The 15,026-nt window shown below is 72.2% G+C and carries 12 protein-coding genes; 3 read left to right on the forward strand and 9 right to left on the reverse strand.

What is annotated here, in order from left to right:
* Positions 1-5: 5 nt before the first annotated feature.
* On the reverse strand, positions 6-1,802 hold the full coding sequence (locus HP550_RS09625) for a proline--tRNA ligase (RefSeq protein WP_175347466.1): 1,797 nt from the start codon (positions 1,800-1,802) through the stop codon (positions 6-8).
* Between the two features lie 64 nt (positions 1,803-1,866).
* Here HP550_RS09625 and HP550_RS09630 point away from each other — a divergent pair, with 64 nt between their 5' ends.
* Complete coding sequence (locus HP550_RS09630; protein WP_175347467.1) at positions 1,867-2,757, forward strand: DNA-formamidopyrimidine glycosylase family protein; 891 nt, start codon at positions 1,867-1,869, stop codon at positions 2,755-2,757.
* A 78-nt stretch (positions 2,758-2,835) separates the two neighbouring features.
* On the opposite strand, the gene HP550_RS09635 is transcribed toward HP550_RS09630, so the two are convergent.
* The 3 genes from HP550_RS09635 to HP550_RS09645 form a co-directional block, all read right to left on the reverse strand.
* Entirely contained in the window at positions 2,836-3,762 is a 927-nt protein-coding gene (locus tag HP550_RS09635; RefSeq protein WP_175347468.1) for a GNAT family N-acetyltransferase, read from the reverse strand.
* Positions 3,763-3,841: 79 nt separating this feature from the next.
* Complete coding sequence (gene ispG / locus HP550_RS09640; RefSeq protein ID WP_343048088.1) at positions 3,842-5,002, reverse strand: flavodoxin-dependent (E)-4-hydroxy-3-methylbut-2-enyl-diphosphate synthase; 1,161 nt, start codon at positions 5,000-5,002, stop codon at positions 3,842-3,844.
* Positions 5,003-5,084: 82 nt separating this feature from the next.
* A complete protein-coding gene (locus HP550_RS09645) occupies positions 5,085-6,395 on the reverse strand; it encodes a M50 family metallopeptidase (protein ID WP_175347469.1) in 1,311 nt (436 codons plus the stop codon).
* Positions 6,396-6,601: 206 nt separating this feature from the next.
* Here HP550_RS09645 and gabT point away from each other — a divergent pair, with 206 nt between their 5' ends.
* Together gabT and HP550_RS09655 are read left to right on the forward strand one after the other, a co-directional pair.
* Positions 6,602-7,948, forward strand: a complete 1,347-nt coding sequence (gene gabT, locus HP550_RS09650) for a 4-aminobutyrate--2-oxoglutarate transaminase (protein ID WP_175347470.1) — start codon at positions 6,602-6,604, stop codon at positions 7,946-7,948.
* A 117-nt stretch (positions 7,949-8,065) separates the two neighbouring features.
* On the forward strand, positions 8,066-9,394 hold the full coding sequence (locus HP550_RS09655) for a collagen binding domain-containing protein (protein ID WP_175347471.1): 1,329 nt from the start codon (positions 8,066-8,068) through the stop codon (positions 9,392-9,394).
* A gap of 26 nt (positions 9,395-9,420) precedes the next feature.
* On the opposite strand, the gene HP550_RS09660 is transcribed toward HP550_RS09655, so the two are convergent.
* The 5 genes from HP550_RS09660 to HP550_RS09680 all read right to left on the reverse strand — a co-directional run bounded on the left by HP550_RS09660 (position 9,421) and on the right by HP550_RS09680 (position 14,932).
* On the reverse strand, positions 9,421-10,716 hold the full coding sequence (locus HP550_RS09660; protein ID WP_175347472.1) for a saccharopine dehydrogenase C-terminal domain-containing protein: 1,296 nt from the start codon (positions 10,714-10,716) through the stop codon (positions 9,421-9,423).
* 17 nt (positions 10,717-10,733) lie between these two features.
* Positions 10,734-11,480, reverse strand: a complete 747-nt coding sequence (locus tag HP550_RS09665; protein ID WP_175347530.1) for an ABC transporter permease — start codon at positions 11,478-11,480, stop codon at positions 10,734-10,736.
* A 116-nt stretch (positions 11,481-11,596) separates the two neighbouring features.
* Positions 11,597-12,517, reverse strand: coding sequence for an ABC transporter permease subunit (locus HP550_RS09670; protein ID WP_175347473.1), 921 nt, complete (start codon positions 12,515-12,517; stop codon positions 11,597-11,599).
* Between the two features lie 7 nt (positions 12,518-12,524).
* Entirely contained in the window at positions 12,525-13,700 is a 1,176-nt protein-coding gene (locus HP550_RS09675; RefSeq protein ID WP_175347474.1) for an ABC transporter ATP-binding protein, read from the reverse strand.
* Complete coding sequence (locus HP550_RS09680; RefSeq protein ID WP_175347475.1) at positions 13,697-14,932, reverse strand: ABC transporter substrate-binding protein; 1,236 nt, start codon at positions 14,930-14,932, stop codon at positions 13,697-13,699. The genes HP550_RS09675 and HP550_RS09680 overlap by 4 nt, the downstream gene beginning before the upstream one ends.
* Positions 14,933-15,026 lie beyond the last annotated feature (94 nt).

The raw sequence follows: 15,026 nt of genomic DNA on the forward strand, positions 1-15,026 counted from the left end.
CGACGTCAGCCGGCGAGCAGCTCGGCGACGAGGGCGGCCACCCGGTCGGCCGCCTGGGCGACCGGCACCTGCTCGGTGGTGCCGCCGACGCGCGGGCGCACCTCGACCACACCCTCGGCCAGCCCGCGTCCGACGACGACCACCAGCGGGACGCCCAGGAGCTCGGCGTCGGCAAACTTCACGCCGGGCGAGACCCTGCCCGGGCGGTCGTCGTAGAGCACCTCGATGCCGCGCGACGAGAGCTCGGTGGCGAGCGCGTCAGCGGCCTCGAACACGGCCGGGTCCTTGCCCGTGGCGACCACGTGCACGTGCGCCGGTGCGACGTGCGCGGGCCAGGCCAGCCCGCGCTCGTCGTTGTTGGCCTCCGCCAGCGCGGCGAGCACGCGGGTGACACCGACACCGTAGGAGCCCATCGTCACCACCTGCGCCTTGCCGTTCTGGTCCAGCACGGTGAGGCCGAGCGCCTGGGCGTACTTGCGCCCGAGCGCGAAGATGTGGCCGATCTCGATGCCGCGTGCCAGCTCGAGCGGGCCCGAGCCGTCCGGTGCCGGGTCGCCGGCGCGCACCTCGGCGGCCTCGACCGTGCCGTCGGCTGTGAAGTCCCGACCGGCGACGAGGTCGAACACGTGCTTGCCGTGCTCGTTGGCGCCGGTGATCCACCGCGTGCCGGCGACGACGCGCGGGTCCAGGAGGTAGCGGACCGCCGTGCGCTCGGCGCCGTCCGCCACGAGCACGTTCGGGCCGACGGCCCCGGGGCCGAGGTAGCCGCGGACCAGCTCCGGGTGCGCGGCGAAGTCGGCGTCGCCGGCAGCCTCGACCTCGGCGGGTGCGACCGCGGCCTCGAGCCGCTTGAGGTCCACCTCGCGGTCTCCGGGCAGGCCGACGACGAGCAGCTCGCGCTCGCCGGTCGGGTGCACGAGGGCGAGCACGACGTTCTTGAGCGTGTCGGCGGCGGCCCACGGGCGGTCCGGGCGCGCGAACCGCTCGTTGGCGACGGCCACCAGCGTGTCGATGGTCGGCGTGTCCGGGGTGTCCTCGACGTGCGCCGCCGGCGCGTCGTCGAACGGGATCGCGTCCGGCACCACCGTGGTGACCGCCTCGACGTTCGCCGCGTAGCCGCCCGGCGAGCGCACGAACGTGTCCTCGCCGATCGCGGTGGGCGTGAGGAACTCCTCCGAGCGCGAGCCGCCCATGGCACCGGACGTCGCGGCGACGATGACGTACTCCAGGCCGAGCCGGCCGAAGATCCGCTCGTAGGCGTCCCGCTGCGACTGGTAGGAGGCCGCCAGCCCCTCGTCGTCGATGTCGAACGAGTAGGCGTCCTTCATGATGAACTCGCGGCCGCGGATGAGCCCGGCGCGCGGACGCGCCTCGTCGCGGTACTTGGTCTGGATCTGGTAGAGCGCGAGCGGCAGGTCCTTGTACGACGAGTACAGGTCCTTGACCAGCAGCGTGAACATCTCCTCGTGCGTCGGCGCGAGCAGGTAGTCACCGCCCTTGCGGTCCTTCAGCCGGAAGATGTTCGGGCCGTACTCGGTCCAGCGACCGGTCGCCTCGTACGGCTCCCTGGGCAGCAGCGCCGGGAAGTGCACCTCCTGCGCACCCGCGGCCGCCATCTCCTCGCGGACCACCAGCTCCACCTTGGCCAGCACGCGCAGGCCCAGCGGCAGCCAGGAGTAGATGCCGGGTGCGGCGCGGCGGATGTAGCCCGCGCGCACGAGCAGCCGGTGGCTGGCGACCTCGGCGTCGACCGGGTCCTCACGCAGCGTGCGGAAGAAGAGCTGGGACAGGCGGATGAGCATGCACGGAGCCTAGTTGCCCACGATCCATGGGCCGTACGCGTTTCCGTGGGGTTGGATGGTGCACGTGCCGGAGCTGCCCGAGGTCGAGGCGCTCGCGCAGTTCCTGCGCGGGCGGATGGTGGACCACGCCGTGACCGAGGTGTCGGTCGGCGCCATCAGCGCGCTGAAGACGTTCCGCCCGGCTCCCGACGCGCTGGTCGGCGGCACGGTCGTGGACGTGCAGCGGCACGGCAAGTGGCTGGACGTCATGGTCGCCACCCCGACCGGCGAACCGCTGCACCTGATCTGGCACCTCTCGCGCGCCGGCTGGGTGCGCTGGTCCGAGCAGCTGTCGACCAACCCGGTCCGGCCGGGGAAGTCGCCGCTGGCGCTGCGGGTGCGCATCGACGACGGGTCGGGCTTCGACCTGACCGAGGCGGGCACGCGCAAGCGGCTCGCGGTGCACGTGGTCGAGGCTCCGGACGACGTCCCGCAGATCGCGTCGCTCGGCGTCGAGCCGCTGTCCGACGAGTTCACCGAGGACCGGCTGGCGGAGCTGCTCGCGGCCCGCAACCAGCAGGTCAAGGGGCTGCTGCGCGACCAGGGGACGATCGCGGGCATCGGCAACGCCTACTCGGACGAGATCCTGCTCGCCGCCCGGATGAGCCCGTTCGCGATGACCAGGTCGTTCGACGCCGACCGCACCCGCGTCCTGTGGGAGGCGATCCGCGAGGTCCTCACCGGCGCGGTCGGCTCGGCGTCCGGAAAGCCTGCCGCCGAGCTCAAGGACGCCAAGCGGCGCGGGATGAAGGTGCACGGCCGGACGGGCCAGCCCTGCCCGGGCTGGAACGACGTCCCGTGCGGCGACACCGTGCACGAGGTGTCCTTCGCGGACTCGTCGCTGCAGTACTGCCCCACGTGCCAGACCGGCGGCAAGCCGCTGGCCGACCGGCGGATGTCGAGGCTGCTGCGGTAAGCGCAGCGCTAGAAGGTCAGCGCTAGAAGGTCAGCGCTAGAAGGTCAGCGCTAGAAGGTCAGCGCGAGAAGGTCAGCGCTAGAAGAGGACGGTCGCGTACGTGCCGACCTGCCGGAAGCCCACCGCGCGGTACGCCGCCAGAGCGCGCTCGTTGTAGCTGTTCACGTACAGCGACACCAGGGGTGCCACCTCGCCGCGGGCGATCTGCACCACGGCGGCCATCCCCGCCTCGGAGAGCCGTTCGCCGCGCCGGTCCGGGGCCACCCACACGCCCTGCACCTGGGCCACGCCCCCGGCGACCGCGCCGAGCTCGGCCTTGAACACGACGTCCGCCGCGGGTCGGCGTGCCAGCCGCCGGTCGGAGACGGGGGCCGACGGGTCGATGCGCACGAACGACCGGCCCTGCGCGATCAGGCCGTGGACGCGGGTCTCGTACGGTCCGCCCGGGCCGCTGACCGGCGAGTAGCCCACCTCCTCGGTGAACATGCGCACGCACGCCGGCAGCACGACGTCGAACTCCTCGGGGCGGGACCGGCGCACCCGTGGGTCGGCCGTCACCAGCGGGGCGTGCTCGATCACCATCGAGGGCTGGTCGTCGCGGACCTCGCGGGCCGCGGGCCAGAAGTACCGGAGCCGACCCCACAGGCCCAGCACGGCGTCGGCGGGCCCGACGATCGACGAGCAGCGCCTGCCCTGGACGCGCGCGAGCCCGGCGAAGGCGTCGAGCGCCCGGCTCAGGACGCGCGGGTCCTCCACGGGGACGACCGGGACCATGTTCGCGCCGGCGAAGCAGATCGCCAGGAGCTCGCCGTCCTCCTCGTACCCCCACAGGGTTCCTCCGGCGGCCCGCAGGGTCCGTCCGACAGCCTGCTCGAGCCGCGCCGTCGCCAGCACGGAGCCGACGGCGTCCCGGGCGCAGACGGCCAGGGCGCTCTCGAGGTCGACGTCACCGAGGACCCGACCTCCGGCCCGACCATCGAGCAGAGCAGCGCGGCGTTGCACCATGGGTAGATCCTGCACCACGGGCGTCCGGTTCACCCGATCTCCGACACGTCGATCGAGTGAACGTTGGGTGCGGACACCCTCAGCCGACGGTGACGACGGGAGCACCGTTGCCCGACTCGACCGGGTCCATGCTCTCCGCGAGGCGCATGGCCTCCTCGATCAGGGTCTCGACGATCAACGCCTCGGGCACGGTCTTGATGACCTGACCCCTGACGAAGATCTGTCCCTTGCCGTTGCCGGACGCGACGCCCAGGTCCGCCTCACGGGCCTCGCCGGGTCCGTTGACGACGCACCCCATGACGGCGACGCGCAGCGGCACCTCCATGCCCTCGAGGCCGGCCGTGACGCGCTCGGCGAGCGAGTACACGTCGACCTGCGCGCGGCCGCACGACGGGCAGGACACGATCTCGAGCTTGCGCGGCCGCAGGTTGAGCGACTGCAGGATCTGGATGCCGACCTTGACCTCCTCGACCGGCGGCGCGGACAGGGACACGCGGATGGTGTCGCCGATGCCCTTGCTCAGCAGCGCGCCGAACGCGGTGGCGGACTTGATGGTGCCCTGGAACGCGGGGCCGGCCTCGGTCACGCCGAGGTGCAGGGGCCAGTCGCCGCGCTCGGAGAGCAGCTCGTAGGCGCGGACCATGATCACGGGGTCGTTGTGCTTCACCGAGATCTTGAAGTCGCGGAAGCCGTGCTCCTCGAACAGGGACGCCTCCCACACGGCCGACTCGACCAGAGCCTCCGGGGTGGCCTTGCCGTACTTGGCCAGCAGCCGGGGGTCCAGCGAGCCCGCGTTGACGCCGATCCGGATCGACGTGCCGGCGTCGGTCGCCGCGCGGGCGATCTCCTTGACCTGGTCGTCGAACTTGCGGATGTTGCCGGGGTTCACGCGGACGGCGGCGCAGCCGGCGTCGATCGCGGCGAACACGTACTTCGGCTGGAAGTGGATGTCGGCGATCACCGGGATCTGCGACTTGTGCGCGATCGCGGGCAGCGCGTCGGCGTCGTCCTGCGTCGGCACGGCCACGCGCACGATGTCGCAGCCGGCGGCCGTCAGCTCGGCGATCTGCTGGAGGGTCGAGTTGATGTCCGTCGTCTGCGTGGTGCACATGGACTGGACGCTGACCGGTGCGTCACCGCCGACGTCGATCTTGCCGACCTTGATCTTGCGGGTCTTGCGCCGGGGTGCCAGGACCAAGGGGGGCGCCTCCGGCATGCCGAGGCTGATCGGGATGCTCACCTGGCCATCATCGCACCCGGCTGGTCCCGCGCCTGCTCCACAGGGGCCGGTGTGCACGAGATCACCCCGGGGCCCCCACGGATCAGATCTGCACCGGGTTGACGATGTCGGCGTAGATCAGCAGCAGACCCACGGCGCCGAGCAGGATGAACACCGAGTACGCCAGCGGGACCAGCTTGGCCGAGTCGAACGGGCCGGGCCGGGGCAGTCCGCGCACCCGTGCGACCTGGCGCCGGGCGCCCTCCCACAGGGCCGCCACGACGTGGCCGCCGTCGAGCGGCGGGAGCGGGATCAGGTTGAAGACGAACAGGGCGATGTTGAGCGCGGCGAGCATCTGGAGCAGCGAGGCCGCCTTGAGCTGCCAGTCGATGCCGTCGGTCGTGGCGATCTCCCCCGCGAACCGCCCGATGCCGACCACGCCGATGATGCTGGTCTCGTCCCGGGGCGTGTCGTTGACCTGCGACTGGACCAGGTCCACGACGCGGCTGGGCAGCGTGGCGACGACCGTGATCGTCTGCCAGGTGGTGTCGGCGACGGCCGCGGGCACGCTCAGCGGGGACTGCCGGACCATCTCCCGCGACGGGGTGATGCCCAGGAAGCCGACCGGCTCGGTCACCGCGTCGCCGGCGGCGTCGAGGACCGGCTCGTCGAACTCGTCATAGACCGGCCGCTCCGCGACGATCGGCGTGATGGTGAGGTCGACGAGCTCGCCGTCGCGCTCGACGACGACAGGGACTGCCTCCTCGCCGGTGCTGCGGATCAGGCCGGAGAGCTGGTCCCAGGACGTGATCTCGGTGCCGGCGAAGGACACGACCGTGTCCCCGGGCTCGATGCCGGCGGCGGCGGCCGGTGCGGCGTCGTCGGACGACGTGCAGGTCTGGGACGCGGGCGCGTCGGCCGGCAGGACGCACTGCGAGACCCCGGCGAGGTGCGGGGTGAACGTGGGCAGGCCGAAGCCGAGGAGCACGACCGCCATGAGCACGACCGCGATGACCAGGTTCATCACCGGGCCGCCGAGCATGACGACCAGCTTCTTGGGGGTCGACAGGTGGTAGAACGCGCGGTCGTCCTGGCCGGGCAGGATCTCCTCGGCGCTGGCCTGCCGGGCGTCCTTGGCCAGCCGGCCGAGCCAGGTGCGGGCGGGCGGGTTGCCGACGGCCGCGTCGGGCGGGTACATGCCCACGAGCCGCACGTAGCCGCCGAGCGGGATCGCCTTGAGGCCGTACTCGGTCTCCCCCTTGGTACGCGACCACAGGGTGGGTCCGAAGCCGATCATGTAGTGGCTCACGCGCACGCCGAAGCGCTTGGCGGGCACCATGTGCCCGATCTCGTGCAGCCCGATGGACAGCAGCAGCACGACGACCACGATGAGCACAGCGACCAGGTACGCCATCGACCCCTCCGTCACGAACCTGCGCGCACGCGGCAGGGCGGGGCCGTCGTCGACCCGCGCGAGGCCATCTTCCCCCGACTCCCTGGGAACCTCCTGCACGCGCGCCCTGACCACCCGATCGGCGGGGTGCGGGGCGCCGCCGATCGGTCGGCGGATTTCGTCGCGCGATGCTTTCCCGAGCACGAGATCGGCACTAGCGTCCCCTCATGACCACCGTTTCCACCCCTGCATCCCCCCTCGAGCAGCGCCGCGTCCTGCGCACGACGATCCCGGGTCCGCGCTCGGTCGCCCTGGGCGTGCGGCGTGCAGCGGCTGTCGCGGCGGGCGTGTCGTCCACGCTCCCCGTCTACGTGGCGCGGGCCTCGGGAGCGGTCATCGAGGACGTCGACGGCAACGTGCTCATCGACCTGGGGTCCGGCATCGCCGTGACGTCGGTCGGGGCGAGCGCACCCGAGGTGACGGCTGCGGTCGCCGCGCAGGCCGCCGACTTCACGCACACCTGCTTCATGATCAGCCCGTACGAGGAGTACGTCGCCGTGTGCGAGGGGCTCGCGCGCGTGACACCGGGCAGCCACGACAAGCGGTCGGTGCTGGTCAACTCCGGTGCGGAGGCCGTCGAGAACGCGGTGAAGATCGCCCGGCGCGCCACGGGTCGCCCCGCGGTCCTGGTCCTCGACCACGCCTACCACGGGCGCACCAACCTCACGATGGCGATGACCGCACGGGCCATGCCCTACAAGACGGGGTTCGGACCGTTCGCCGGCGAGGTCTACCGGGTCCCCGCGTCCTACCCGCTGCGCGACCCGGAGGGCATGACCGGCGAGCAGGCTGCGCTGCGCGCGATCGACGTCGCCGAGCGCCAGGTGGGCGCGGACCAGGTGGCGGCGCTCGTCGTCGAGCCGATCCTGGGCGAGGGCGGGTTCGTCGTGCCGGCCCCGGGCTTCCTGTCGACGCTCGCCTCCTGGGCGGCCGACAAGGGCATCGTGCTGGTGGCCGACGAGGTGCAGACCGGGTTCGCCCGGACGGGGGCCATGTTCGCGATGGAGCACGAGGGGGTCGTCCCCGACCTGGTCGCCCTGGCCAAGGGCATCGCCGGCGGGCTGCCGCTCGGGGCCGTCACCGGGCGCGCCGAGCTCCTCGACGCGGTGCACGCCGGCGGCCTCGGAGGCACGTTCGGCGGCAACCCGCTCGCGTGCGCGGCCGCGCTGGCGTCGCTGGAGATCTACGAGCGCGACGACCTCGCCGGCGCCGCGCGGGCCATCGAGGCCGCGGTCCTGCCTCGCCTCACCGCGCTCCAGCGGGACGTCCCTGCGATCGCCGACGTGCGCGGCCGCGGCGCCATGCTCGCGCTCGAGCTGGTCCGGCCCGGCACGCTCGAGCCCGACAAGGCGGCGGCGCAGCGGGTCGCGGCGGCCTGTGCGGCACAGGGGGTGCTGGTCCTCACGTGCGGCACCTGGGGGAACGTCCTGCGGCTGCTCCCTCCGCTGGTCATCGGCCACGACCTGCTGGACGAGGCGCTGACCGTGCTCGAGGACGCGCTCCGGACCGTCTAGGTTGCTGCGGGCGGTCGGGACATTCGGCCCTGGACCGGCCCCACACCCCCTCGCTAGAACGGGACCGAGGGCACCCAGCCCGCCAGTGCGGACGCCCTCGGGACGAGGAGGTCCCCGATGAGTGGGTCGGAGCAGCGGAGGTTCCTGACGGGTCGACACGCGGCGTGGTGGTCGGTCCTTGTTCTCGTCGTCGCCGGCCTGGGCCTCGGTGTCGCACCCGCGGCCGCCGCAGACGCGGCCGTCTCGTTCACCGTCCAGGCACGCACGTGGGTCCCGGCAGGCACCGCCTTCTCCGTGTCGGTCACCGCGCGAGACTCCGCGGGCGCGGTCGTGCCCTCGTACCGCGGCACGGTCGCGATCACGAGCGACGACCCGCGCGCACCGGTGCTGCCCGCGGCCTACACGTTCACGAGCGCCGACCGCGGGGTCCGCTCGCTGCCCGGGGTGGTCCTCCACACCGCAGGCACGCGGACGCTCAGCGCGACCGACACGGTCCTGCCGACCCTGACGGGCCGGAGCGCGCCGATCCACGTGTCGCCCGGACCCCTTGCCGCTCTGACCGTCTCGGCGCCCTACCGGGCCGTCGCGGGGATCGGGTTCTCGGTCTCCGTCACGGCGAAGGACTCCTGGCAGAACCGGGTGGTCTCCTACCGGGGAAGCGTTCGGTTCGGCAGCGACGACGCACGGGTCCGGTCCCTGCCGTCGCCGTACACGTTCACCAGCGCCGACCAGGGCACCCGCACGTTCCCCGGAGTCACCCTGGTGAGCACGGGCACGCACACCGTGACCGCCACAGACGTCGCTCGGCCGAGCGCCACCGGCACGGACGCGGTCGCGGTCGCCAACGCCCAGGCGGGCGTGGAGGGCCAGGTCCTGTCCGGCCTCGACCCGCTCGCCGGCGCGACGGTCACCGTGTACGACGCGACGACGGGTCAGCCCCTGCGCTCGGCGAAGGCGGACATCGACGGCTACCGCTACCGGATCACCGGCCTCCCGGCCGGTCCGGTGAAGATCGGCGCGGTCGCCGGAGGCGCGTACCTCCCCGAGTTCGCGAACGACCAGCCGACGTTCGCGCTCGCGCAGGTGTTCACCTTGGTACCGGGACAGGTACTGACCCAGGGCTGGGGCGAGCCGTTCGGGCCGTACCTCGACCTGGCGTACATGCCCGCGGGTGTCGAGGGCACCGTCACAGGGACGGCCGAACCCGGAGCCCCGCAGCTCCCGCTCGAGGGCGTGGCGATCGAGGTCCGGAGCAAGACGACCGGCGCGCTGGCCGGCACCGCATCCACCGACGCAGCGGGGTGGTTCACGGTGGGCGACCTGGTGCCGAACGCCTACGTGGTGACCGGTCACAAGGACGGCTGGAACGACTTCACCGTCTTCGTGACCCTGCCGCGAGGCTTCGTGTCAGGGATCGGAGTGGGGATGCTGCCGGCGGGCTCGTGACCTGACGCGCGCGTCCCGGCTCCCGGTCAGGTGGGCCGACCCGCCGGGACGCGCTCCTCCAGGCCCCACGGCGAGCCGTAGCCCTCCGGGGTCGGGGCCGCGAGCAGCTCGAGGAACGGGACCGCGTCGAACGCCTCCGGGCCGAGCACGCCGGTCCCGGTCCACGTGCCGGCGGCCAGGAGCTCGAGCGCGACGACGGGGTTGACGGCCGTCTGCCACACGACGCACTGCGCGCCGTACTCGGCCATCGACCAGGCGTTGTCGACCAGGTGGTACAGGTACACCTCGCGCGGGGTGCCGTCGGTGCCGGTGCCGGTCACGAGGAGGCCGGCGCACGTCGAACCGGTCATGCGCGGGCCGATCGTCGCCGGGTCGGGCAAGGAGGCGGCGACGACGTCCCGCGGGCTCACCTGGACGCCTCGTACGGTGACGGGCTCGGTCTTGTCGAGGCCGAGGCGGTGCAGCGTCTGGAGCACCCCGATGAACTCCTCGCCCAGCCCGTACTTGAACGTCACCTTCCGGGCGTCCACCCAGCGGGGCATCAGGAGCACCTCCTCGTGCTCGACGTGCACGCACTCCACGTCGCCGATCGGGTCCGGGAACCGGAACACCTCCGGCTCGTGGAACGGCGCCACGGTGAACCAGCCGTCCTCGAGCCCTGCGCCGGCCTCCGCGCGGTCCGCCGACCAGATCACCGGCGGGTTGAGGCACTCCTCGATGGTGGTCCAGATGGAGAACGAGGGCGCGAAGATCGGCTCGCCGTCGTCGCCCAGCACCTCGAGGTTGGCGCCGTCGCGCACTCCCAGCTCGTCGATCGCGGAGAACAGGTGGTCGGCGGCGTACCGCGCGAAGACGTCCGACAGCCCGGGCTCGACGCCGATGCCGACCAGCGCCAGCTGCCCGTCGGCCTCCCACGTCCCGGCCTGGGCGAACTGCTCGTCGCCCAGCTTCACACCCGGCAGCTCGTACGGACGCTCCGGATGGGCACGGGACAGGGACATCGCCATGTCCAGGTAGTGCGCACCGGCCGCGTGCACGCCCTCGAAGATGGGCAGGACGAACCGCGGGTCGACCGCGTTGAGCACGTGGGTCGCGCCGTGCTCGCGGACCAGCGCCTCGACCGCGGACGCGCTGGACGCGTCCACCACGGCCGCCGCGAACCGGCCGCCCACGACGTCGTGCGCGCTCGCCGCCTCGACGGTCCGCTGCGCCCGCCCGAGGTCCACGTCGGCCACGACCAGCCGCTCGAAGAACCGCCGTCGCGCCGCGATCCGGGCGACCGCGTCGCCCACCCCGCCGCTGCCGACCACCAGGATCCGCACGAGTGTCGCCTCCGACCTCACTGTGTCGTTCGCGGTGCCCGGAGCCGCTTGCTCCGGGCGTAGCCGAGCACCTGGACCAGCACGACGATAGCCAGGGCCAGGACGAACATGAACGAGCTGATGACGTTGGCCTGCGGGGGGATCCCGCGGGTGGCCGACACGTACACGAACTTCGGGAACGTCGTGTACGAGCCCGACGTGAAGTTGGTGACGATGAAGTCGTCGAAGCTCAGGCTGAACGCCAGCAGCGCCGCCGCGGCGATGCCCGGGATGAGCAGCGGGAACGTCACCCGCCAGAACGCCTGCCACGGCGACGCGTACAGGTCGGCGGCAGCTTCCTCGAGCGCGGGGTCCAGGCTGGAGACGCGGGCCTTGACCGTGACGACGACGAAGCTGATGCAGAACAGCACGTGCGCCGCGACGACCGTGCCGAAGCCGAGCGGGACCCGCAGCGTGAGGAACTGCGCCAGCAGCGCGGCGCCGAGCACCACCTCGGGCGTGGACATCGGCAGGAAGATCAGCAGGTTCGTCAGCGCGCGCCCCCGGAACCGGAACCGGACCAGAGCGATCGCCACCAGCGTGCCCAGCGCCGTCGCGACCAGGGTGGACACGACGCCCACCTGGAGCGAGTTGGCGAACGCCTCGCACACCTGGGGCGCCCCGCAGGGGTTCCGCCAGTTGTCCAGCGTGAAGCCGCGCCACACCAGGTTGGTCTTGCCGGCGTCGTTGAACGAGAACATGACCGTGTACGCGACCGGCACCATCAGGTAGACGAACGCCAGCGCGGCGAACACCGGCACGATCAGGTCCCCGAGCCGCCGACGGGGGCGGCGGGCGGGCGGTGCCGCGGTCGTCGCCTCGACGCGGTCGAGCACCGCGGTCACAGCAGGTCCTCCGTCCCGGACCGCCGGATGTACGCCCCGACGAGCAGCAGGATCGCGACCATGAGCACCACCGACAGGGACGCGGCCGTCGGGTAGTCGAGCACCTTGAAGAACCGGGCGTCGATCACCTGGCCCACCATGGCCGTGTTGGTGTTGTTGCCCAGCAGGGAGGCGTTCACGTAGTCGCCGGCGGCGGGGATGAACACGAGCAGGGTGCCCGCGACCACCCCGGGCATGGACAGCGGCCACGTGACCGTGCGGAAGGTCGTGGTCGGCGACGCGTACAGGTCGGCACCGGCCTCGAGGAGCCGCGAGTCCAGCCGCTCGAGGGCAGCGAAGATGGGCAGGACCATGAACGGCAGGAAGTTGTAGGTCAGGCCGCTGACCACGGCGAACGGGGTCGCGGTCAGGCGCTCGTCCGCGGGCAGCAGGTGCAGCCAGTGCAGGAGGGTCACCACGAGGGCGTCGTCGGCGAGGATCTGCTTCCAGGCGATGGTCCGCAGGATGAAGCTGGTGAAGAACGGCGCGACGACGAGCACGAGGAGCAGCCCCTGGAGGAGCTTGCGACCCCGCGCCCGGACCGCGATCGCGTAGGCCAGCGGGTAGCCGATGACCAGCGACGCCACCGTGGCCAGGAACGCGAACCAGAACGAGCGCAGGATGGCCGGCCAGAACTGGGCGATCGCGTCGGTGTAGTTCTGCCAGTGCAGCGCGGGCTGGTACTCCCCCACGTCGCCGCCCGGGACCGGGACGTACAGCGAGGTGGCCAGCAACGCGCCGACGGGCACCACGAAGAACAGGACCAGGTAGATCAGGCCGGGGCCGAGCAGGACCAGGTGGGCGCGCTGGGCGGTCCGCCGCGGCGGTGGGGCCGAGTCGCCGGAGACGCTCTCCCCGAGAGCCGCAGCGATGCTCACAGGACCCTCACGGCTCGTCGTCCAGGTCGACCGTGCCCTCGTCGCGAGCCTGCGCACCGTCGAGGCCGAAGGTGAAGTCCACGGCCCAGGCCAGGCGCACGGTCGAGCCGACCGCCACGGTGGCGCCGCCGAGCAGGTTCTGCGCGAAGACGCCGAACGTACCCAGCCCGGCGACCTCCACCTGGTACTGCGTGCTCACGCCCATGAACGACACGTCGGTGACGACGCCGGGGCCGAGCACGTTCTCGCCACGGCCGGGAGCCTGGTCGCCCACCAGCAGCCGCATCTTCTCCGGCCGGGCGCCGACCAGCACGGCGCCCTCCGTCCGCACGGCGCGCGCCTGCGGGACCAGCACCCGCGTGCCGCGGACGTCCACGCCGAGCAGGCCACGCTTGGTCAGCCGCTCGGTCACGGTCCCGGCCACCAGGTTGGACTGACCGAGGAAGTTGGCGACGAACGAGGTACGCGGCAGCTCGTACAGCTCGGCCGGCGAGCCCATCTGCTCGATCCGCCCGCGGTTCATCACGGCGACCGTGTCGGCCATGGTCATGGCCTCCTCCTGGTCGTGCGTGACGTGCACGAACGTGAGCCCGACCTCGGTCTGGATCCGCTTGAGCTCGAGCTGCATCTGGCGCCGGAGCTTGAGGTCCAGCGCGCCGAGCGGCTCGTCCAGGAGCAGCAGCGCCGGGCGGTTCACCAGCGCGCGGGCGAGCGCGACCCGCTGCTGCTGACCGCCGGAGAGCTGGCCCGGCTTGCGGTCGGCGAGGTGCCCGAGCTCCACCAGGTCGAGCCCGTCGGCCACGCGCCCGGGGATGCCGCTCGCGCGCGAGCGCTTGAGCCCGAACGCCACGTTCTCCCGCACGGTCAGGTGCGGGAAGAGGGCGTAGCTCTGGAAGACGGTGTTGACCGGCCGCTGGTGCGCCCGCGTGCCGGTCACGTCCCTGCCACCGATGGAGATCGTCCCCGCGCTCGGCTGCTCCAGCCCGGCGACCATCCGCAGGGTCGTCGTCTTGCCGCACCCCGACGGTCCGAGGAGCGCGAAGAACGACCCCGACGGGACGGTGAGCGTGAGGTCGTCGACCGCGACGAACGCGCCGAACGCCTTGGTCACGCGCTCGATCTCGAGCGCGGCACCACCCGAGCCCGTCGCATCCGCCCGGGAGGCGGAGGCGGTCGTCGTCATGCGCCGATCACGGTGAGGAACTCGCCGTTGTAGCGCTCCTCCTCGTCGGCATCGAGGGTCCGGAACACGCTGACGGTCGCGAGGATCTCGTCGGTCGGGAAGATCATCGGGTCCTCGGCCAGATCCGGGTCGATGCCGACCATGGCCTCCTGGGCACCCTGCACCGGCGTGATGTAGTTCACCCACGCCGCCACCTGCGCCGCGACCTCGGGGTCGTAGTAGTAGTTCATGAGGTCCTCGGCGTTCGCCAGGTGCGGGGAGCCGACCGGCACCATCAGGTTGTCGCTCCAGAGCGTCCCGCCCGACTCGGGGATGGCGAACTCGAACTTGCCGTCCGACTCGTAGTTGAGCGAGGTGATGTCACCCGACCAGCCGATGACCGCGATCGCGTCGCCGGACGCCAGGTCCTGCGTGTACGCGTTGCCGCGGACCTGCCGGATGTGGCCCGAGTCGATCTTCTCCTTGAGCACCTCGAGCGCCGAGTAGAACTCGTTGTCGCTCCAGTCCCCCGCGGGGTCGACCCCCTGGTCGAGCATGATCAGGCCCACCGTGTCGCGCATCTCGCTGAGCACCTCGACCCGCCCGGCGAGCTCCGGCGCCCACAGGTCCGACAGCGTGTGCAGACCGCCCGGCACCTTCTCCTTGTCCCACGCCAGCCCCGCGAACCCGGACTGCCACGTGAGGGACTGGGTGCGGCCCGGGTCGAAGTCGACGTTGGCCAGGCTGGACAGGATGTTCTCGGCGTTGGGCATCCGCGCCTTGTCCAGCGTCTGGGTGTAGCCGAGGCGGATCATCCGCGCGGCCATCCAGTCGGTGAGCGTGACGATGTCGTAGCCGATGTCCTGCCCGTTCTTCAGCTGGCCGGAGACCTTGCCGTAGAACGCGTCGTTGTCGTCGATGTCCTCCGCGTAGGTGGCCGTGAGGCCCGACGTCTCCTGGAACGCCAGGAGCGACGGGTAGCTGGTGCCGTCGTCGTCCTGGTCGAGGTACTGCGTCCAGTTGGCCCAGCGGACGATCTTGTCGGTGTCCGAGAGGTCCTCGGCGCTCGAGCCGGCAGCCGACGGCGATCCCGTCCCGCACGCGGCCAGCACCGCCGCCGCGCCGGCGGTCCCGAGCGCGGCCACCAGGAACGAGCGCCGCGACAGGTTCGCCTCACGCCCTCGGTGCGAGGCCTGCGCGACGAGCGCACGGACGCGCGGGTCGGCGGGGGCAGGGCGGCGGTGGGGGCTCATGAGGCTCCTAGGGTGCCGGAGGGTGCCGCCGAGGACGGCGGGTGGCTGGATCCTCGCAAACAGACGGCCGTCCAGCAAGGAATCCGTCGCCTAA

The organism is Cellulomonas humilata (assembly GCF_013359775.1).
GTDB classification, from domain to species: domain Bacteria; phylum Actinomycetota; class Actinomycetes; order Actinomycetales; family Cellulomonadaceae; genus Cellulomonas; species Cellulomonas humilata.